23 protein-coding genes are annotated in these 18,694 nt (G+C 65.3%); 15 read left to right on the top strand and 8 right to left on the bottom strand.

What is annotated here, in order from left to right:
• Positions 1-2: 2 nt before the first annotated feature.
• From MWU77_RS10130 to MWU77_RS10140, 3 genes are read right to left on the bottom strand one after another with little or no spacing between them, the layout of a single operon-like run.
• Positions 3-686, bottom strand: coding sequence for a response regulator transcription factor (locus tag MWU77_RS10130; protein ID WP_169685797.1), 684 nt, complete (start codon positions 684-686; stop codon positions 3-5).
• Between the two features lie 48 nt (positions 687-734).
• The gene (locus MWU77_RS10135; protein ID WP_169685795.1) at positions 735-1,298 is read right to left on the bottom strand and encodes a PH domain-containing protein; all 564 of its coding nucleotides are present in this window, start codon (positions 1,296-1,298) and stop codon (positions 735-737) included.
• Positions 1,299-1,321: 23 nt separating this feature from the next.
• Entirely contained in the window at positions 1,322-2,170 is an 849-nt protein-coding gene (locus tag MWU77_RS10140) for a biotin--[acetyl-CoA-carboxylase] ligase (RefSeq protein ID WP_169685793.1), read from the bottom strand.
• A 117-nt stretch (positions 2,171-2,287) separates the two neighbouring features.
• On the opposite strand from MWU77_RS10140, the gene MWU77_RS10145 reads away from it, so the two are divergent.
• Genes MWU77_RS10145 through MWU77_RS10160 form a run of 4 tightly spaced genes read left to right on the top strand, consistent with a single transcriptional unit; the run spans position 2,288 to position 5,479 of the window.
• Complete coding sequence (locus tag MWU77_RS10145; RefSeq protein WP_169685791.1) at positions 2,288-3,928, top strand: acyl-CoA carboxylase subunit beta; 1,641 nt, start codon at positions 2,288-2,290, stop codon at positions 3,926-3,928.
• Positions 3,925-4,242 (top strand): acyl-CoA carboxylase subunit epsilon, encoded by a 318-nt coding sequence (locus MWU77_RS10150; protein ID WP_169685789.1) that lies wholly within the window; start codon positions 3,925-3,927, stop codon positions 4,240-4,242. The genes MWU77_RS10145 and MWU77_RS10150 overlap by 4 nt, the downstream gene beginning before the upstream one ends.
• Before the next feature lie 3 nt (positions 4,243-4,245).
• Positions 4,246-4,908: a nucleoside triphosphate pyrophosphatase gene (locus tag MWU77_RS10155; protein WP_169685786.1), complete on the top strand. Its 663-nt coding sequence runs from the start codon at positions 4,246-4,248 to the stop codon at positions 4,906-4,908.
• A complete protein-coding gene (locus MWU77_RS10160; protein WP_247273563.1) occupies positions 4,901-5,479 on the top strand; it encodes a hypothetical protein in 579 nt (192 codons plus the stop codon). Before MWU77_RS10155 ends, MWU77_RS10160 begins: the two co-directional genes overlap by 8 nt.
• Before the next feature lie 62 nt (positions 5,480-5,541).
• Here MWU77_RS10160 and MWU77_RS10165 read toward each other — a convergent pair whose 3' ends face one another.
• A complete protein-coding gene (locus tag MWU77_RS10165; RefSeq protein WP_169685782.1) occupies positions 5,542-5,931 on the bottom strand; it encodes a group III truncated hemoglobin in 390 nt (129 codons plus the stop codon).
• A 65-nt stretch (positions 5,932-5,996) separates the two neighbouring features.
• On the opposite strand from MWU77_RS10165, the gene MWU77_RS10170 reads away from it, so the two are divergent.
• The 8 genes from MWU77_RS10170 (at position 5,997) to MWU77_RS10205 (ending at position 12,338) form a co-directional block, all read left to right on the top strand.
• Positions 5,997-6,890, top strand: a complete 894-nt coding sequence (locus MWU77_RS10170; protein WP_169685780.1) for a sulfurtransferase — start codon at positions 5,997-5,999, stop codon at positions 6,888-6,890.
• Positions 6,887-7,300, top strand: a complete 414-nt coding sequence (locus MWU77_RS10175) for a SufE family protein (protein ID WP_169685778.1) — start codon at positions 6,887-6,889, stop codon at positions 7,298-7,300. The genes MWU77_RS10170 and MWU77_RS10175 overlap by 4 nt, the downstream gene beginning before the upstream one ends.
• A gap of 6 nt (positions 7,301-7,306) precedes the next feature.
• On the top strand, positions 7,307-8,776 hold the full coding sequence (locus tag MWU77_RS10180; RefSeq protein WP_247273564.1) for a condensation domain-containing protein: 1,470 nt from the start codon (positions 7,307-7,309) through the stop codon (positions 8,774-8,776).
• Positions 8,777-8,896: 120 nt separating this feature from the next.
• Positions 8,897-10,687 (top strand): acetyl/propionyl/methylcrotonyl-CoA carboxylase subunit alpha, encoded by a 1,791-nt coding sequence (locus MWU77_RS10185; protein ID WP_169685774.1) that lies wholly within the window; start codon positions 8,897-8,899, stop codon positions 10,685-10,687.
• Between the two features lie 109 nt (positions 10,688-10,796).
• Complete coding sequence (locus MWU77_RS10190; RefSeq protein WP_247273565.1) at positions 10,797-11,054, top strand: hypothetical protein; 258 nt, start codon at positions 10,797-10,799, stop codon at positions 11,052-11,054.
• 35 nt (positions 11,055-11,089) lie between these two features.
• Positions 11,090-11,464 carry a DUF1707 domain-containing protein gene (locus MWU77_RS10195; protein WP_247273566.1) on the top strand — a complete coding sequence of 125 codons (375 nt, stop codon included), beginning with the start codon at positions 11,090-11,092 and terminating at the stop codon, positions 11,462-11,464.
• Positions 11,465-11,540: 76 nt separating this feature from the next.
• Complete coding sequence (locus MWU77_RS10200; RefSeq protein WP_247273567.1) at positions 11,541-11,942, top strand: DUF1707 domain-containing protein; 402 nt, start codon at positions 11,541-11,543, stop codon at positions 11,940-11,942.
• Between the two features lie 99 nt (positions 11,943-12,041).
• On the top strand, positions 12,042-12,338 hold the full coding sequence (locus MWU77_RS10205; protein WP_247273597.1) for a VanZ family protein: 297 nt from the start codon (positions 12,042-12,044) through the stop codon (positions 12,336-12,338).
• Between the two features lie 10 nt (positions 12,339-12,348).
• Here MWU77_RS10205 and MWU77_RS10210 read toward each other — a convergent pair whose 3' ends face one another.
• Complete coding sequence (locus MWU77_RS10210) at positions 12,349-13,185, bottom strand: tyrosine-protein phosphatase (RefSeq protein WP_247273568.1); 837 nt, start codon at positions 13,183-13,185, stop codon at positions 12,349-12,351.
• Positions 13,186-13,339: 154 nt separating this feature from the next.
• On the opposite strand from MWU77_RS10210, the gene MWU77_RS10215 reads away from it, so the two are divergent.
• Together MWU77_RS10215 and MWU77_RS10220 are read left to right on the top strand one after the other, a co-directional pair.
• The gene (locus MWU77_RS10215; protein WP_247273599.1) at positions 13,340-13,633 is read left to right on the top strand and encodes a hypothetical protein; all 294 of its coding nucleotides are present in this window, start codon (positions 13,340-13,342) and stop codon (positions 13,631-13,633) included.
• On the top strand, positions 13,534-14,532 hold the full coding sequence (locus tag MWU77_RS10220) for an HNH endonuclease signature motif containing protein (protein WP_247273598.1): 999 nt from the start codon (positions 13,534-13,536) through the stop codon (positions 14,530-14,532). Before MWU77_RS10215 ends, MWU77_RS10220 begins: the two co-directional genes overlap by 100 nt.
• Positions 14,533-14,622: 90 nt before the next feature.
• Here MWU77_RS10220 and MWU77_RS10225 read toward each other — a convergent pair whose 3' ends face one another.
• The 3 genes from MWU77_RS10225 to MWU77_RS10235 form a co-directional block, all read right to left on the bottom strand.
• On the bottom strand, positions 14,623-14,997 hold the full coding sequence (locus MWU77_RS10225; protein ID WP_169685764.1) for a pyridoxamine 5'-phosphate oxidase family protein: 375 nt from the start codon (positions 14,995-14,997) through the stop codon (positions 14,623-14,625).
• A 216-nt stretch (positions 14,998-15,213) separates the two neighbouring features.
• A complete protein-coding gene (gene lat / locus MWU77_RS10230) occupies positions 15,214-16,551 on the bottom strand; it encodes an L-lysine 6-transaminase (protein ID WP_247273569.1) in 1,338 nt (445 codons plus the stop codon).
• A gap of 68 nt (positions 16,552-16,619) precedes the next feature.
• On the bottom strand, positions 16,620-17,069 hold the full coding sequence (locus MWU77_RS10235) for an Lrp/AsnC family transcriptional regulator (protein WP_247273570.1): 450 nt from the start codon (positions 17,067-17,069) through the stop codon (positions 16,620-16,622).
• A gap of 35 nt (positions 17,070-17,104) precedes the next feature.
• Between MWU77_RS10235 and MWU77_RS10240 the strand changes: the two genes are divergently transcribed.
• Entirely contained in the window at positions 17,105-18,610 is a 1,506-nt protein-coding gene (locus MWU77_RS10240) for an aldehyde dehydrogenase family protein (RefSeq protein WP_247273571.1), read from the top strand.
• Positions 18,611-18,694: the final 84 nt, after the last annotated feature.

An 18,694-nucleotide genomic window follows, 5' to 3' on the forward strand; every position in this document is an offset into this window, starting at 1 on the left:
TTCTAGTCGGTGTTCAGCCGGAAACCGACCCCGCGCACGGTCGCGATGCGTCGTTCCCCGGCCGGCCCCTCGTCGCCGATCTTCCGACGCAGCCACGACATGTGCATGTCGAGGGTCTTCGAACCTCGGAGATCGGCGTCGCCCCACACCTCGTCGAGGATTGCGTCGCGCGAGACGACCTGCCCGGCGTGCTCGAGCAGGACACGCAGGAGTTCGTACTCCTTGTTCGCAAGAGTCACCTCGGAGCCGTCCACAAGAACACGCCGCGCTGCGCGTTCGAGGCGGATCCCGGAGACCTCGACAACTTCGTCCGCGTCACCGCCCCCGCGGCGGCGCAGCAGCGCGCGTACCCGCGCCATCAGTTCGGCGAGCCGGAACGGCTTACCGACATAGTCGTCGGCGCCTGCGTCGAGCCCCACCACGAAATCGACCTCGTCGGTGCGCGCTGTGAGCATCAGCACCGCCAGGTCGGAACGATTCGCTCTGATCTGACGGCACACTTCGAGGCCGTCCATGCCCGGCAACCCGAGGTCCAGGATCAGCAACTCGTAGTTCCCGGAAAGCGCTTGTTCGAGCGCTCGGGGGCCGGTGGCCTCGACGGTCACGTCGTAGCCCTCGCGCCCCAGCGCTCGGGACAGAGGCGCAGCGATTGCTTCATCGTCTTCCGCTAGCAGAACGGCAGTCACTCGCTCAGCCTACGGACAGGCCGACGCGAAACCGGATCACCACGCCAGTCACCATGCCTTGCGATGTCCTTCACCTTCGCCGGAAGGTTGCGCCGCGGGACGGCCGGTAGGCGAACCGTCCTGTGCCTCGAACGCCGTCCGGTACAGCAGGGCGTGCACCTTCTGGACGTCGGGAATGTTGTCGAACTCGAGGGGGTCGTCAGCGGCAGAGACCACCACGAGCGTGCCTGTGCGCAGGATCCGGTCGACGAGCCCGTGCCGGAACTGCACGTTGCTGATGCGCCCCATCGGGATGTCGATGCCGGTATGAGTGATCACGCCCTGGCGCACGAGCACTCGCCGATCCGTAACGATGAAATGGGTGGTCAGCCACCGAATCAAGGGGACGAGACAGCGCCACCCCACGAGGATCGCCCACAACACCAGCACCGCTATCACCAGAGCTGCGGATGCACCGCCGTCGAGGCGGGTCTGCGCAAGCCCGACCAGGAACCCCGTGACGGCCGTGGCCAGTAGGAATACGACGACCGGAACGATCAGCATCTTCGCGTGCGGATGCCGGTGCAGCAGCAGATTCTCATCCGGTGCTAGAGCATCCTCCGGGTATCCCATGGACACCACGATGGCACACCGCCCTACACCGGCCGCAGGTGCGTGATGTCGCCCGCCGCCACCGCGACAGGCTCACCTTCGCCGTCCGGTTGGATGACGATGCGACCCTGCTCGTCGATGTTCACGGCCTTGCCGTGCAGTTCTGTGTCGCCGGGCAGGATTGCGCGCACCCGCCTGCCGATGGTGCTGCACCGATCCCGGTACGCGTCCGCGGCGGCCGTCGGATCCCAGCCGTGCCGTTCCCACTGCCGGATGCGCTCGGCGAACGAAGCCAGCAGAGCCTCTGTGAGCCTCGTGCGATCGAGTTCGTTCGCACCGGCGAGCAGCAGTGACGTCGCAGTGGGTACGGGCAGTTCGTCGTCGGTGAGCGTGACGTTGAGCCCCACACCGACGACGACTGTGGGAACCGGGGCTGTCGACGCTACCTCGACAAGGATGCCCGCAAGCTTACGGTCGTCGACGAGGACGTCATTGGGCCACTTGAGCTCTGCCGGAACACCGGTGACTTCACGGACCGCATCGACGATCGCGATACCGGTGAGCAGCGGAAGCCAACCGAGATCCGGAAGGGCGACACCGGGCAGCTTCAGCAGCACCGACACGATCACCTGTGCCCGGGGAATTCCGTTCCAGGCACGCGAGTGCCGTCCGCGCCCTCCGCTCTGGAACTCGGCGAGCAGAACGCGACGGTCGCCGGATGCGGCCTCGGCGAGGAGGTCGGCGTTCGTCGACCCCGTTTCGTCGACGACGTCGACGCGTTCGTAGAACCCTTCGCCACCTCCTGCGCCGTCCACCAGCACGCGTCGCAGCTGCGACACGTCGAGCGGAACACGCAGGTCGGAATCATTCGGCAATTCGGGGTTGCGGGACATGCGCCCCAGCCTAAAGTGACCGGAAACAACTACTCGCGGGTAGCTCCAGTTCAATAATTCAACGCACACGGACCTCCGTGCGGCGGCGCAGATTGACGATCGCTAAGCTGACTGCCCATGACCACTGTCCAGGAGCCGTCCGCGCCCGAGGCGGCGAGTACGCCCGATATCCACACCACCGCCGGTAAGCTGGCAGACCTGCGCGAACGCCAGGCCAAGGCTCAGGCTCCGGTCGGTGAAGCAGCCATCGAGAAGGTCCATGCCAAAGGCAAGATGACCGCCCGCGAGCGCATCACTGCGCTCCTCGACGAAGGCTCGTTCGTCGAGATCGATGCGCTTGCCCGCCACCGCAGCACCAACTTCGGCCTCGCCGACAACCGTCCCGTCGGTGACGGCGTCGTCACCGGCTACGGCACCGTCGACGGTCGCGACGTCTGTGTGTTCTCCCAGGATGCGACCGTCTTCGGCGGCAGCCTCGGTGAGGTCTACGGCGAGAAGATCGTCAAGGTGATGGACCTGGCGCTGCGCACCGGCCGACCGCTGATCGGTATCAACGAAGGCGCGGGCGCCCGCATCCAGGAAGGCGTCGTCTCCCTCGGCCTCTACGGCGAGATCTTCCACCGCAACGTGCAGGCCTCCGGCGTGATCCCGCAGATCTCGCTGATCATGGGCCCGGCTGCCGGTGGGCACGTCTACTCCCCTGCCCTGACCGACTTCGTGGTGATGGTCGACCAGACCAGCCAGATGTTCGTCACCGGCCCCGACGTCATCAAGACCGTCACCGGCGAAGACGTCACCATGGAAGACCTCGGTGGCGCCCACACCCACATGGTCAAGTCGGGTGTCGCCCACTACGTCGGCAGCGACGAGCAGGACGCCCTCGACTACGTCAAGGATCTGCTCTCCTACCTGCCGTCGAACAACCAGGCCGCAGCACCGCGCATGGCGCCGACCGACCCGATCTCCGGATCGATCGAGGACTCGCTCACCGACGAGGATCTCGAGCTCGACACGATCATCCCGGATTCGGCGAACCAGCCGTACGACATGCACGAGGTCATCCGTCGTCTGCTCGACGACGACGAGTTCCTCGAGGTCCAGGCAGAGCGCGCCCAGAACGTCATCGTGGGCTTCGGTCGCGTCGACGGCCGCAGCGTCGGCATCGTCGCCAACCAGCCGACACAGTTCGCCGGCTGCCTCGACATCGACGCCTCCGAGAAGGCTGCCCGTTTCGTCCGCACCTGCGACGCGTTCAACGTCCCGATCATCACGCTGGTCGACGTCCCGGGCTTCCTCCCCGGCACCGAGCAGGAGTACAACGGCATCATCCGCCGCGGCGCGAAGCTCCTCTACGCATACGGCGAAGCCACCGTCGGCAAGATCACCGTCATCACCCGCAAGGCCTACGGCGGAGCGTACGACGTGATGGGTTCGAAGCACATGGGCGCCGACGTGAACCTCGCCTGGCCGACCGCGCAGATCGCCGTCATGGGCGCCTCCGGTGCCGTCGGATTCGTGTACCGCGGCAAGCTCAAGGAGGCCGCCGCGAACGGTCAGGACGTCGACGCACTGCGCCTCGAACTGCAGAACGAGTACGAGGACACTCTCGTGAACCCGTACGTCGCGGCAGAGCGCGGCTACGTCGACGCGGTCATCCCGCCGTCGCATACCCGCGGCCAGATCGTGTCCGCACTGCGACTCCTCGAACGCAAGATGGTCTCGCTCCCGCCGAAGAAGCATGGGAACATTCCGCTGTGACCGCGCTGACCGAGGAAAAGATCATCACTGACGCAGAGTTGACCGCCGTGACCGACGGTGCCCTCGAGGGCACCGAGACCTCGGCGCCTTCGGACACGGAGCCGGCAGCGACTCCCGACGCGCCCGCGATCCGGATCGTGAAGGGAAACCCGACCGACGCCGATGTCGCAGCGTTGGTCACAGTGCTCGCGGCCGCGAGCGCCGGCGCCGCCCCCGAGGGCGACGGAAAACCGCCGGAGACATGGGGGGCACCCACCCGGATGCATCGGCAGTGGGCGCCGTTCTCGCCGTACTCCTACCCCAACCGCGGCTGATCCATGCCCCGCTTGGTCCTCGCCTCGGCGTCGCCGGCACGGTTGTCCGTGCTGCGCGGCGCCGGGGTCGACCCGCTCGTCCAGGTTTCCGAAGTCGACGAGGACGCACTCATCGCGGAACTCAGCCCCACCGCGGCACCCGAAGCTGTGGTCACCACACTGGCCCGCGCCAAGGCAACCGACGTGTTTCGTGCACTCACCGCGGACGGTCGCGCCCGTGACCAACTCGAGGATCTCGTGGTGATCGGCTGCGATTCGATGCTGTTGTTCGACGGGAAGCTCCAGGGAAAACCCGGCACCGTCGACATGGCCCGGGCCCGATGGAAGCGAATGTCCGGGCACAGCGCAGAATTGCTGACCGGGCACAGTGTGCTGCGTGCACGCGGCGGGCAGATCGTCTCGCAGGTCGACGACCATTCCGGCACGACAGTGCGTTTCGGCACTCCATCCGATGCCGACCTCGAAGCCTATCTCGCGACCGGTGAGGCGCTCGGCGTCGCCGGAGCGTTCACACTCGACGGACTCGGTGGCTGGTTCATCGACGGTATCGAAGGCGATCCGTCGTCGGTGATCGGAATCGGCCTGCCGCTCGTCCGGCGCCTCCTCCTCGATGTCGGGGTCTCCATCGCAGACCTCTGGTCCTCGAACTCCTTCGCCGATGAGTGACGGCAGCGCGACGGAGGGAAGCTTCGAGCGCCTCCGCGCGGAACCGTTCTTCGAGGTGGTCGTCGATCTCGTCGCGGGCTACCTTGCCACCGCATTCGACGATCCGGATTCGGTCGCGGGCGAGAAGTGGACGTTGAGCTGCCTCCCGGCCGTCGACGCACCGTCCGGGGCGACCCGTCTGTTCTCACTCGGCCTCGGGTCGCTCGATGTGCTCTACGTCGACCGATACACCGAGAACGGCGAGACGGTCGACTACCACACCGTGATGGTCATCTCGACCTCCGCTCTCCTGCGACAACTCGGACGTCGACTCGACGAACTCCCCGTGCGCTACCCGCTGCTGCGTTTCCGGCCGGTCGAGAATGCGGCTGCGGAAGGGGACGCTGTGGCGATCGACTGGTTCCTCTCCGACGAGGGTGCCGACGATCAGTTCTTCACGCTGCCGCTCGACGAGTCCACGATCGGACCTCTTGCCGCGCTGCTGGCCGACAGCGGCGGCCGCTCTCATGCCCGGTCTCACAACCCGTGGTTTGCGGAGTATGTGCTCGACGCAATGGAAGACGACGACTGACCTTCCGATCGCGCGCCCACAGCTGCCGTCCTTCGAGTCCGTTGCGCCGAACTGGTGGTCGGTCACACTCCGATCGTCGCGCGTCGCAGTGCCGTGACCATGGCGTCCGCTTTCGACTTCGCTCGGTGGGCGTCGACGCCGATGAAGAGTTCGTCGACCGAGTCGTGCCACAGCTCGCGCCAGCGCTCGAAATGCTCGGGGGTGAGGCCGTATTTCCCGTGCAATGCACGGTGAACGGGGGTGAACGCCCCCTCGTAACGGGTCGTGCGGAAGAGGATCTGTTCCCAGAAATCACCGACGACCACGAGGTGCTCGTCGAGCCCTACGATGGCGAGGACTTCGAAGACCGGGGCGAGCAGGGGGTCGGCCATCGCCCGTTCGTAGAAGAACTCGACCAAGCGGTCGATATCAGCACGCGAGGACAGTTCGGCGGGGCCGGGTCGACTGGACATCACACCGATCGAAGGTACCGCCTAGAATCGACGACGCACCTGCCACCACTGCCTCAGGAGCCCCTGTGCCCGTCGCGCCCGACCCCCACCCCTCCTTCGCTGCCTACGCAGATCCCGGCCGCCTCGTGTCCTCCGAGTGGCTGTCCGCTCATCTGGGCCACCCCGAGGTGAAGGTCGTCGAGTCCGACGAGGACGTGCTTCTCTACGACGTCGGACACATCCCCGGCGCGGTGAAGATCGACTGGCATCTCGACCTCAACGATCCGGTCACCCGCGACTACATCGACGGTGCTGCGTTCGCCGCGCTCATGGACCGCAAGGGAATCCGGCGCACCGACACGGTCGTGATCTACGGCGACAAGTCCAATTGGTGGGCCGCATACGCACTGTGGGTGTTCACGCTGTTCGGTCACGAGGACGTCCGCCTGCTCGACGGCGGCCGCGACGCGTGGATCTCCGAGAACCGCGATACCACCCTCGACATTCCCGTCACGACGACCAGCGGCTACCCCGTCGTCGAACGCAACGACGCTCCCATCCGGGCTTTCAAAGACGACGTGCTCGACCACCTGGGTAAGGGTCCGCTGGTGGATGTCCGGTCGCCGCAGGAGTACACCGGTGAGCGCACCCATATGCCCGACTACCCGGAGGAAGGCGCGCTGCGCGGTGGCCACATCCCCACCGCCGTGTCGATCCCGTGGGCGAAGGCTGCGGCGCCTGACGGCCGATTCCGTTCGCGCGGCGAACTCGACGAGATCTATGCAGGTATCAGCAAGGACGACGACACCGTCGCGTACTGCCGAATCGGTGAGCGGTCGAGCCACACCTGGTTCGTCCTGACCCATCTGCTCGGCTACCCGAATGTGCGGAACTACGACGGTTCGTGGACCGAATGGGGCAACGCCGTGCGCGTCCCGATCGCCCGGGGCGAGGAGCCCGGAAGCCTCCCGGCGTCATGAGCATCCCCGCACCGCTCGCCGAGATCGTGGACGACTTCGCCGCCGTCGAGGGTCAGGACAAACTCCAGTTGCTCCTCGAGTTCAGCCGCGAGTTGCCTCCGCTGCCTGCCGAACTCGAGGAAGCAGCGATGGAGCCGGTCCCCGAATGCCAGTCGCCCCTGTTCCTTTCGGTCGATGCCGCCGACCGGGCGCACGTGAAGCTGCATTTCAGTGCGCCCGCCGAGGCACCCACCACGCGTGGTTTCGCATCGATCCTGCACCAGGGACTCGACGGCCTCAGCGCACAGGAGATCCTCGACGTCCCTGACGACTTCTACTCCGATCTCGGTCTCGCCGACGCGGTCAGTCCGCTGCGGCTTCGCGGCATGAGCGCGATGCTCGCACGTATCAAGCGGCATCTGCGAGCCTGAAAGGCCATGGAGTTCACGGAGCTCGCCGACTACTCCATCCCGGCGGGGATCTTGACCGAGTGGTTGCCTTGCGCCGCGGAAGACGCTTGGCGTCAGGATCCTCGTCCGGCGTCGTACATCCACGAGGCGCACCTGCGCCGGTCTGCTGATCCGCGGACCGGCCAGGGCCGGGAATCGTGGTTGGGCACCGCATTCGAGATTGCGGGCGCACTCGACCCGGAGGTCTTCGGTCGCGCCCTCCAACGGTGGATCGACCGTCATGAGCCACTGCGCAGTCAGGCGACGTTCGCCTCGAAGGGCAATCCGGGCAGCGCGCTGATCCGCCGGACGGCACCACCCGGAAAGGTTGCGGTGCGGCGGGTGCAACACGACCCGGCGGATTCCGCCACCATCCGGACTCTGCTCCATTCGTTGTACGACGACTACACGACACCACAGCTGTGGCCCGCGTATGTCTTCGCGACGCTGACTCACGAATCCGCCGATTCGCACGGGGAATCAGGCGGGCAGAGCGAGCGGGACGCCGACCGGGCCTTCACGGTGTTCTTCGGAGCCGATCACTCGATCATCGACGGCTACTCCATCGTGCTCGTGGCGCACGAGATCACGGCACTGTACGAGGAGGAAAGGACCGGCCGACCGGCCGATCTGTTCCCCGTCGGCAGTTACATCGATTTCGGAGCGTCCGAGCGTGCCGACGCCAGCGACCTCGACGTCAATCACGAGGCGGTCCGGATCTGGCGCACCACCCTGCAAGAGAGCGGAGGCGTGATCCCGGAGTTCCCGCTGCCGATCGGCCGACGCACCACCAGAACCTCTCCCCAGGCACGTCTGTCCGAGCGATGGTTCGACAGCGAGGATGCGACCCGGTTCTCGGAACGATGCCGTGACGCCGATGCCGGATTCTTCTCAGGGGTGCTGGCGTGTTTCGCTCAGGCCACCGCGGACCTCACGGACGCCGGACACTTCCGCACCGTCGTTCCCTCACATACCCGGACCGGACCGATGTGGGCCGGTTCTCTGGGCTGGTTCGTCGGGCTCCGGCCGATCGATCTCGACCTCGGCGGTTCGCCCGGTTTCGTCACCCTCGCAAGCCGAGCAGCACAGGAGTTGCGACGTACCCGCGCGAGTGCGCGCATTCCGTTCGACAGGGTTGCCGAATTGCTCGGCGTACCGATCCGCCCTCGGTTCCTCGTGTCGTATATGGACGTCCGGTTCGTGCCCATGGCGGCCCAATGGCCGGAAACCAACGCCCGGGCGCTGCGTAGCCGCAGTTACACGCACGACGTCTATGTATGGATCAATCGGACGCCCGAGGGAATCAATGTCTCCGCCAGATTCCCCGACAATCCCGAGGCGACGACGAACGTTCCGCGATTCCTGGAACGTGTCCGCATGCTCATGGACCGGCTCAACTCATCCGGACCGTGGGCACCCGACCTGGAACACGCCGGCCTTCCAGCTACTGGTCAGTAGCATTGTGCGTTCGAGTGCGCGCCGTAGTGTGTAGAGGCCATCCGGTTACATCGTCTATCCGATTGGCGCTTAGACTGCCGACGACTGAAATAACCTAACGATCGATCAACAGGAGGCTCCGTGCCCAGTCATGCCAGCGCGCAGATCTCGAAGGTGCTCGTCGCGAACCGCGGCGAGATCGCTGTGCGGGTCATCCGAGCCGCCAAGGATGCAGGCTACGGAAGTGTCGCGGTCTACGCCGAACCCGACGCAGACGCACAGTTCGTGAAGCTCGCAGACGAGGCGTTCGCCCTCGGTGGCCAGACCTCGGCCGAGTCCTACCTGGTGTTCGACAAGATCCTCGACGCCGCGGCCAAGTCCGGCGCCGACGCGATCCACCCCGGCTACGGCTTCCTCTCCGAGAACGCCGACTTCGCGCAGGCGGTCATCGACGCGGGCCTGATCTGGATCGGCCCGTCGCCGCAGTCCATCCGCGACCTGGGCGACAAGGTGACGGCACGCCACATCGCCGAGCGGGCCAACGCTCCGATGGCAGCAGGCACCAAGGACCCGGTCAAGGACGCCGACGAGGTCGTCGAGTTCGCCAAGCAGTACGGCGTGCCCGTCGCCATCAAGGCGGCCTTCGGTGGTGGCGGTCGCGGCATGAAGGTCGCGCAGACCATCGAAGAGATCCCCGAGCTGTTCGAGTCCGCCACCCGCGAGGCCATTGCCGCCTTCGGTCGCGGCGAGTGCTTCGTCGAGCAGTACCTGGACAAGGCCCGCCACGTCGAGGCCCAGGTCATCGCCGACCAGCACGGCAACGTCATCGTCGCGGGCACGCGCGACTGCTCGCTGCAGCGTCGCTTCCAGAAGCTCGTCGAGGAGGCTCCCGCACCGTTCCTCACCGACGACCAGCGTGGTCGCATCCACGCGTCCGCCAAGGCCATCTGCAAGGAAGCCGGCTACTACGGCGCGGGCACCGTCGAGTACCTGGTTCAGGGCGACACGGTCTCGTTCCTCGAGGTCAACACCCGCCTGCAGGTCGAGCATCCGGTCACCGAGGAGACCGCAGGCATCGATCTCGTGCGCCAGCAGTTCCGTATCGCCAACGGCGAGAAGCTCGAGCTGACGGAGGACCCGACGCCGCGCGGCCACTCCTTCGAGTTCCGCATCAACGGCGAGGACGCCGGCCGTGGCTTCATGCCCGCCCCCGGCCCCATCACCGTCTACAAGGAGCCGACGGGCCCGGGCGTGCGCGTCGACTCGGGTGTCGTCCAGGGCGACGTCATCGGCGGTCAGTTCGACTCGATGCTCGCCAAGCTGATCGTCACCGGCGAGAACCGCGAGCAGGCTCTGCAGCGCGCCGCCCGCGCCCTCGCCGAGTTCGAGGTCGACGGCCTCGCCACGGTCATCCCGTTCCACCGCCACATCGTCGAGAACCCCGCCTTCGTGGGCGACGGCGAGAGTTTCGACGTCTACACCAAGTGGATCGAGAACGAGTGGGACAACACCATCGAGCCGTTCACCGGCGGCGGTGCAGCCGATGACGAGGACGAGGCCCTGCCGCGTCAGAATGTGGTCGTCGAGGTCGGCGGTCGCCGCGTCGAGGTGTCGCTGCCCGGGCAGTTCTCGCTCAGCGGCAACGGCGGCGCCGCAGGCGCGATCCGCAAGAAGCCGAAGGCACGCAAGCGCGGCGGCGCCGGTGGCGGCAAGGCGTCGGGTGATGCCGTGACCGCTCCGATGCAGGGCACCGTCGTCAAGGTCGCGGTGGCCGAGGGACAGGAAGTCGCCGAGGGCGACCTCATCGCAGTGCTCGAGGCCATGAAGATGGAGAACCCGGTCACCGCACACAAGGCCGGTGTCGTCACCGGTCTGTCGGTGGAGCCGGGTGCAGCCATCACCCAGGGGACGGTCCTCGCCGAACTCAAGTGATGACGCGCTGAGCTATCACGCGCGCTGAACACCATCGACGGCGCCCGTCCCCGCACAGGGGATCGGGCGCCGTCGCTTCTCCACCTCACAGAAGTTCGGAAGGCATTCGATGGAACCTGTCGAGATCAACGCCGGCAACTGGTACCTCCTCGCGCGTGAGCTCGACGCGTGGGCCGACGACACCGCGTACGGCTGGTCGGTGTGCGAGTCGACGACCGCCGACGTGCAGGCCACCATCACATTGCTGCCCGACGGTGCGCTGAGCGGGACCGCGATCGACGGACACACCGACGCGCTCGACGCTGCCCGCGCCGCGGTCACGAGATTTGCCACGGGAGGGCTGGGCCTGACCGTGCGCGGTGAGTAATCCACCCGTCGCCCAGCTCCTACTACTCTGGGCGTATGGCCGAACTGCCCGAGATCCGGATCGGCACCGCGGAGCGCGAAGAAGCGATCGCGTTGCTCGGTGAACACTTCGCGGCCGGTCGGCTGTCACTCGTCGAGTTCGATGATCGAGTCGCGCTTGCGACACAAGCCGTCACTCGCGCCGATCTCGTTCCGTTGTTCTCGGACCTACCGTCGGCACCGTCGTTCCTGCATACACCCGCGGCAGGAAACGTCGCCACGGACCTCCTCACGTTGGTGCCGTTCGCGCTCGTGGCATTGGTCATCATGGTGGCGGTCCGCCACCCGATCGCCATCGTGCTGAGCTTCGTAATCCTGTTCATCGTCGTCAGGCGCGGACTGCGGCTGATTCGAAAATCCGGAACGGGGTGACCGCCGGGCCGACCTACGGGACGAGTTCGTCGCCGCAGCGAGCACTGAACAGAAAGTCGTGATCTAGGCTCTGATCATGGACTCCCCCGAAATCCGCGTCGGCGACAACGAGCGAGCCGAAGCGTTGAATCTGCTGGGCGAGCATTTCAGCCACGGCCGCCTCAACCTGTCCGAGTTCGAGGAACGGAGCGCGCAGGCTTCGTCTGCGACCACCCGTGGGGAACTCGAGATCCTGTTCACCGATCTCCCCGCAGTAACGGCGAACGTGCCGGAAACCGTGCAGGAGAAGGACAATGCATCGGGCACCCTCGATCATTGGCGAGAGATCGTAATGGGCCTGACGCCGCTTCTGGCTCTCGTACTGTTCTTCGTATTCGACACGTGGCTCTGGTTCCTTCTCGTTCCGGCCGTATCGATCGTCCTGTATGCGGGACGAGACAACGATGACGACAAGCCCGAGAAGAAAAAGAAGAACTGACTCGTGTCCTGTGCGTCCCGCAATCGCTGGCGTTCCCCGTTCCAAGGTGTCTCGTATCGCGTCGTCCCGCTGATACTCGCCACCGTCGCCATCACCTTCATGCTGCTCACACCCGGCGGCACCGTCCCCAGTGGCCCGCCTCATACCGACAAGGTCACGCACGCATTGATGTTCGCCGTGCTGGCCTACTGCTCTCGATCCGCCCGCATCTCCCCTGCCATCACCGTGGCGTGGCTCGCGGCCTACGGAATCGTCACCGAGATCCTGCAGGCCACGGTCGCGGTGCGGCGGTCCGGGTCGGTGTGGGACTGGTGCGCCGATCTGGTGGGTATTGCCATCGGCCTTGCGATCGCCGCCGGTATCGGTCGGCGAGTTCGTGCCGGACGAACGCAGTAGACCACCGGCCCTATTCGACAGGCCGGGCGTTCTCGGTGTCGATCATCCGGGTACGCAATGCCTGCAGGCTGTCGTCGTCGAGTCCGAGACCCGACGCGAAGTACTCGTCGATTGTGCCGTATCGACGCAGCGCCTCGTCGACGGCACTCTCGAGATAAGCGCGCTGGACCCCGAGCAGTGGGAGAAACAGAGCACGGTCGCCGCCGGCGGCTTCGAACCTGGCGAACATCTCCTCGAACTTCGGGAGCAGCATCTCGTTCGTCAACAGGTAGTCGTCGAAGACGTCCTGCTCGGTCGCGCCGGCGAACATGAGCAGCGCTGCGGCGGCCCAACCCGTGCGATCCTTGCCTGCGGTGCAGTGAATGAGCGCCGGAACATCTCCGTGGGCGATACCGGTGTACAGCTGACGGTACGAGGTCACTGCACTCGGCAGGGTGATGAGTTCCCGGTAGGTGCCGAGCAGATGCTGCTCGGCGCGCCCGTCCCCCAAGTGAGTTGCGGCAGCGACAGGGTCGGCGACCACGTCGGCGAGGGATCCCGCGACCGAGCCCGTCGGACGATCCGCGAGTACATCGAGACCGATGAGTTTCGCGCCGTCGGGTAGCCGGTCCGGACGTCGCTCACGTTCCGCAGCCGTCCGGAGGTCGTACACAGCCGAAATCTGCAGCGAGGTGAGCACATCGATGTCGGTGTCGGTGAGATCGGCCAACGCTGTCGAGCGAAAGACCACACCGGTGCGAATGACACCACCGAACGAGCTCGCTCGGCCACCGATGTCTCGGAGGTTGACCAGCGACGGAACCGCAAAGGTCGGCGTGACATCGGTTGCATCCACGGCATCGGTCATGCCACCCAAGTTACGCAACATGATCCGATCCAGCAGCACACGGTCCCGGCTTTCGTTGCAGTAGATCAATTGTTCGATTTTCCTTGTATATCGCTTGTTCGATAGGCTTCGATCATGGGTGGGGACCTCTGGAAATACAACGACGCACAAACTCATGGCCGAGACGCTCGCCGTCTCCGCCGAGATCCACACCGTGCAGGTGCAGCGAGTGGATCTGATGATCGCGATGTTCGAACGCGAAACCGTCAAAGACCATGGTTACCGCAGCCCCGCCCACTGGTTGTGCGCAGCGACGAATCTCGAACTCGGCGAATGCACCGCATCGAAACACTCGCTCGGCTCTTACGGTTGGAACCGGAAGTCCGCGAAGCCTATTCATCCGGCCTGCTCGATGCACAGAAGGCACGGCAGATCGCCTACTTCTGCCAGCACTATCCCCGCACCATGAACCCTTGCGAGTTCGAGAAGGCCCGCGACATCCTGATCGAGCACGCCGGCACGAACGTCGCGACCACAGCGACCGTGAGGGCATTGATCCGCCGACTCGAACACCTCTACGGCACCGGCGACGGGCCACCACCGGGTGAGGACTCGGGCCGCAACGAACTGTTCGTCTCGACCACCTGGCACGGCCGGGTCGTCATCAAAGGCGAGTTCGATGCCGTCACCGGCGCGCGTCTGCGGCATCTGCTGTCCCCGCTGGCCGCACCACGACCGGAGGTAAATGGCGTCAAGGATGACCGGCCGGCGTCGAAACGCAACGCCGACGCGTTCGATCAACTCCTGCAGTTCGTCGAGGCCGCCGGACTTGTCCCCGTCGAGGGCGGCGTGAAACCGCACGTGACGGTCACCGCGTCGATCAACGACCTGACGAACAACACTGCGGTGAAAGAACTATTCGCGAACAGTCCCGAGCTTGGATATGCGACCGAGCCGTGGGCCGGGCCGTTGTCGATCGACGCTGCCCGGATGCTTGCGTGTGATTGTCAGGTCACCCGGATCCTTCTCGACGAACACGGGGTGCTGCTCGCGCACGGGCAGACCCGCCGCACCGCGAGCCGGGAGCAGCGTCGAGCCCTGGCAGTCCGTGACGGTGGATGCGCTTTCCCGGGGTGTTCGACACCCCCGGCATGGGCAGATGCGCATCATCTTCACCATTGGGTCGATGGTGGTGATACCGATCTCGACAATCTGGTGTTGCTCTGTGGTCATCACCATCGGTTGATGCATCACACCGAGTGGGAGGTGGAGATGACCGGCGAGCGTCGGCCGCAGTTCATCCCGCCGGCGAGTGTGGATCTGTTCCAGGCACCGATCCCGGGGAACCGGCCGGATCTGGTCGCCTAGCTCCATCACAGAACCTCCACCACAGAACACAGAATCAGCCACAGTTACCAGGGCACTCGTGTGTCCTGGTAACGGCGGCCGGCTCAACTTCTAGTTCGCCAGTGGTCTGCAGTCGGCATCACACCCAGGGTTGATCGCGGGATGCTCGGCGGTGGCGGGCCGGTGCAGCACTCCCGAGGTCGGCCGGACATGCAACACCGACCCATCCAGTTCCGCCTCCCCGTCGACGATCAACGAGTATCCGCCCGGGATCGCCGGTGGGTAAACGAGTGAGACGCCCGGATGCACCTGCGCGTTGGTACCGGTCCGGCGACCCGGTTCGCCGATGCGGAACACACCATCGACGAGGACCGGAGTCACCGCAACCGCGTGCGGCTTGGCGTCGGTACCGGTGGTCAGCAGGTAGGCATACTCGAAGTCACCGAGCGCGGCGTCGAGTGCGTCGAGGTCGACCTTGATGCTCATACCGCCAAGCGTTCCTTCTGCTTGACGGGAGGTCAATCCCATCGAGACACGTCCCCTGAACTGCTGCATTTGTCGCTGCCGATTCCACAGTCACGCGGGTACCACTGACCTGTCGGCGAGGGGAACGCGAGGTGCTCACGCTCATGGCCCAGGGTGCTACGACATCTCGAGGCAAGCACACCTCGAGCACAACACTTCTCAGACGACAGCTCTTGTTCAGACGACAGCCGCGAGCACCCTGTCGAGCGCGGTAACCGCCTCGTCGAGTTCGGCGGAGGTGACGGTGAGCGGCGGCCGGAAGCGGATTCCGCGCGACCCCGAGCCGATCATGAGGACCTGCTCTTCGCGGTAGAGACGAGCAAGTACTCGATCACGAAATTCCTGTGATGGCAATGTGATCGCGCACATCAGCCCACGGCCCCGCGGCTCGGTGACGATCGGATGCTGCGCCGCGAGCTGCCGCAGCGCAGCCAGCAGATGCGCGCCGGTCGTCCGCGCGTTATCGACCAGTCGATCGCGCTCGATCACTTCGAAGATCCGGCGGGCACGCACCATGTCGGTGAGATTGCCACCCCAGGTGGAGTTCAGCCGCGAAGACACCGCAAAGACGTTGTCCGGGACCTCGTCGAGACGCCCACCGGCCATGATCCCGCACACCTGGGTCTTCTTACCGAACGCAACGATGTCGGGCTCGATGCCGAACTGCTGGTACGCCCACATCGTTCCCGTGATGCCGACTCCGGTCTGCACCTCGTCGACGACCAGCAGTGCATCGTGCTCGCGGCAGAGTGCCGCGATCGCCTGGAAGAACTCCGGCCGGAAATGGTGATCGCCGCCTTCACCCTGAATGGGTTCGGCGATGAAGCACGCGATGTCGTGAGGATTGTCCGTGAAAGCAGCACGCGCCTGCGCGAGCGCGCGTGCTTCGTCCTCCTCGACGGCGCCACCGTCACGCAGGTACGGAGCGTCGATGCGCGGCCAATCGAATTTCGGGAACCGATCGGTCTTGACAGGATCGGTGTTGGTCAGCGACATCGTGTATCCGGTGCGCCCGTGGAACGCTTCTGTCAGGTGCAGCACCTTGGTCCCCAGTGCAGGATCGCGACCGTGCGATTCGTTCAGCCGGCTCTTCCAGTCGAATGCGGCCTTGAGCGCGTTCTCGACGGCGAGGGCACCGCCGTCGATGAAGAACAGGTGCGGCAGTGCAGGGTCACCGAGTATCCGTACAAAGGCCTCGACGAAACGGGCCATCGCCACGGTGTAGATATCGGAGTTGCTGGGTTTGTTGGCGGCAACCGCGGCAAGTTCGTCCCGAAGCTCGGGATCGTCGGCAATGTCGGGATGGTTCATTCCGAGTGCGGATGACGCGAAGAAGCCGAACATGTCGAGATAGCATGTGCGGTCGCGGCGGTCGACGAGGCGCACCCCTCTCGAGCGTTCGAGATCCAGGACAAGGGGAAACCCGTCGGTCAGCATGTGCGACCCGAGGACGGCGTGTACCCGGTCGGGTGCCACAACATCGGCACCGTCCCGATCACGGAATGCAGTGCTCATATTCGCGAGGGTACGCGAATATTTTCAGTCCAGCCGTGGTTTCAATTGAAGAACAAAGCGTCGATACGTCACTTCTCGTAAAATGTCTGCAGCACGACGGTGCTTCGAGTGGCAACATTCGCGGTCGCGCGGATCTCCTGGAGGAGATACTCGAGTTCCCGCGGCGTCGCAACACGCACAAGCAGCATATAGCTTTCATCGCCCGCCACCGAGTGACACGATTCGATTGCCTCGATGTGACGTAGACGAGAGGGCGCGTCGTCGGGCTGGGACGGGTCGAGAGGGGTGATCGCGACAAACGCCGACAGCATGAGGCCGAGCGCTTCCGGGTCCACTTTCGCGGTGTAGCCGCGAATCACGTTCCGGGATTCAAGTCTGCGCACTCGCGACTGCACCGCGGAAATCGACAACCCGGCTTTCTCGGCAAGCACCGACAACGTGGCGCGGCCGTCCGCAATCAGTTCGCGCAACAGCAACCTATCGATCTCGTCCAGCGATTCTTTCGAAGATTCCGGCACCAGCGCAGGTTAACCGAGCGACCAAGGACCCACCGATGAATACAACGGACACTTTCAGTAATCGTGCGCGCACCGCTGTGCAGAAGTGCGGCGCCACGCTGCCCGACGACGGTGGCGCTCTGGCGGTCGCCACACCCATCGACGGCACCGAACTCGCACAGCTGGAACCACACACCGCGGCCCGGATCGACACGGCCATAACCTCTGCCGCAGACGCGTTCGAGCAGTGGCGCAACGTCCCCGCTCCCGTACGAGGTCGGCTCGTCCGCCGGTTCGGTGAACTGCTCGTCGAGCACAAACACGACCTCGCCGAGATCGTCACGCTCGAGGTCGGAAAAATTCCCTCCGAGGCACTCGGCGAGGTCCAGGAAATGATCGACGTGTGCGACTTCGCCGTGGGCCTGTCGCGGCAGCTCTACGGACGCACGATGCCATCCGAGCGACCCGGCCACCGCTTGATGGAGACGTGGCACCCCCTCGGTGTGGTCGGCGTGATATCCGCGTTCAACTTCCCGGTGGCGGTGTGGTCGTGGAACACCGCGATCGCGTTGGTGTGTGGCAACCCCGTGGTATGGAAGCCCTCGGAGACCACTCCGCTGACCGCTCTCGCGTGTGACGCACTGCTGCGTCGTGCCGCGGCGGACGTCGATGCGCCCGCCGGCCTGCATCATGTGCTGCTCGGCGACGCTACCGCAGGTGAAGCGCTCGTCGACGATCCACGGATAGCGTTGGTCAGCGCCACCGGTTCGGTCCCGATGGGACGGATAGTCGCGCCCCGCGTCGCCGCACGGTTCGGCCGCTGTCTGCTCGAACTCAGTGGCAACAACGCCGCGATCGTGACCGCCTCGGCAGATCTGGAACTCACGGTGCGGGGAGTCGTGTTCGCCGCGGCAGGCACCGCAGGACAACGCTGCACCACGCTGCGCCGGCTGATCGTGCATCGCTCCGTCATCGACGATCTCGTGGAGCGCCTCGCGACCGTATACCGCGGACTCCGGGTGGGGAACCCGTTCGACGACGGCGTTCTCGTGGGACCACTGATTTCCTCACGCGCGTACGATGCGATGCGATCGGCCCTCGACCGCGCAGAACTCGACGGTGGCATCCTCGTGGCAGGTGGGCAACGGGTGCAGGTGCTCGGGGACGGCATCTACGTCTCTCCAGCGCTCGTACGGATGCCCGCGCAGACCGACGTCGTACGCGAGGAGACGTTCGCACCTGTCCTGTATGTGCTCCCCTACGACGACTTCGACGAAGCGATCGCTCTGCACAACGATGTTCCCCAGGGATTGTCGTCGTCGATCTTCACCACCGACCAACGCGAGGCCGAGCGCTTTCTTGCGGGTTCGGACTGCGGTATCGCCAACGTGAACATCGGCACGTCCGGCGCCGAGATCGGCGGCGCGTTCGGCGGGGAGAAGGAGACAGGCGGGGGGCGCGAATCCGGCTCCGACTCCTGGAAGGCCTACATGCGTCGCGCGACCAACACTGTGAACTACTCCGACGAGCTTCCGCTCGCCCAGGGCGTCGAGTTCGGGTGAACAGTCGAGTTCGGATGAATTTCTGTGGCCACCCGCGGCGTCAACGGTTGCCCAGCGCGTCGATGAGCTCGCTCTTTTTCATGT

The organism is Rhodococcus sp. F64268, from assembly GCF_023015605.1.
Lineage (GTDB): Bacteria > Actinomycetota > Actinomycetes > Mycobacteriales > Mycobacteriaceae > Rhodococcus.

Excerpts from the sequence above, each read along its gene's own strand:
- MWU77_RS10165 (WP_169685782.1), bottom strand. The coding sequence starts at position 5,931 with ATGTCCAGTCGACCCGGCCCCGCCGAACTGTCCTCGCGTGCTGATATC.
- lat (WP_247273569.1), bottom strand. The coding sequence starts at position 16,551 with ATGAGCACTGCATTCCGTGATCGGGACGGTGCCGATGTTGTGGCACCC.
- MWU77_RS10180 (WP_247273564.1), top strand. The coding sequence starts at position 7,307 with ATGGAGTTCACGGAGCTCGCCGACTACTCCATCCCGGCGGGGATCTTG.
- MWU77_RS10240 (WP_247273571.1), top strand. The coding sequence starts at position 17,105 with ATGAATACAACGGACACTTTCAGTAATCGTGCGCGCACCGCTGTGCAG.
- MWU77_RS10225 (WP_169685764.1), bottom strand. The coding sequence starts at position 14,997 with ATGAGCATCAAGGTCGACCTCGACGCACTCGACGCCGCGCTCGGTGAC.
- MWU77_RS10210 (WP_247273568.1), bottom strand. The coding sequence starts at position 13,185 with ATGACCGATGCCGTGGATGCAACCGATGTCACGCCGACCTTTGCGGTT.
- MWU77_RS10155 (WP_169685786.1), top strand. The coding sequence starts at position 4,246 with ATGCCCCGCTTGGTCCTCGCCTCGGCGTCGCCGGCACGGTTGTCCGTG.
- MWU77_RS10140 (WP_169685793.1), bottom strand. The coding sequence starts at position 2,170 with ATGTCCCGCAACCCCGAATTGCCGAATGATTCCGACCTGCGTGTTCCG.
- MWU77_RS10205 (WP_247273597.1), top strand. The coding sequence starts at position 12,042 with ATGCTGCTCACACCCGGCGGCACCGTCCCCAGTGGCCCGCCTCATACC.
- MWU77_RS10135 (WP_169685795.1), bottom strand. The coding sequence starts at position 1,298 with ATGGGATACCCGGAGGATGCTCTAGCACCGGATGAGAATCTGCTGCTG.
- MWU77_RS10190 (WP_247273565.1), top strand. The coding sequence starts at position 10,797 with ATGGAACCTGTCGAGATCAACGCCGGCAACTGGTACCTCCTCGCGCGT.
- MWU77_RS10175 (WP_169685778.1), top strand. The coding sequence starts at position 6,887 with ATGAGCATCCCCGCACCGCTCGCCGAGATCGTGGACGACTTCGCCGCC.
- MWU77_RS10200 (WP_247273567.1), top strand. The coding sequence starts at position 11,541 with ATGGACTCCCCCGAAATCCGCGTCGGCGACAACGAGCGAGCCGAAGCG.
- MWU77_RS10145 (WP_169685791.1), top strand. The coding sequence starts at position 2,288 with ATGACCACTGTCCAGGAGCCGTCCGCGCCCGAGGCGGCGAGTACGCCC.
- MWU77_RS10195 (WP_247273566.1), top strand. The coding sequence starts at position 11,090 with ATGGCCGAACTGCCCGAGATCCGGATCGGCACCGCGGAGCGCGAAGAA.
- MWU77_RS10215 (WP_247273599.1), top strand. The coding sequence starts at position 13,340 with ATGGCCGAGACGCTCGCCGTCTCCGCCGAGATCCACACCGTGCAGGTG.
- MWU77_RS10160 (WP_247273563.1), top strand. The coding sequence starts at position 4,901 with ATGAGTGACGGCAGCGCGACGGAGGGAAGCTTCGAGCGCCTCCGCGCG.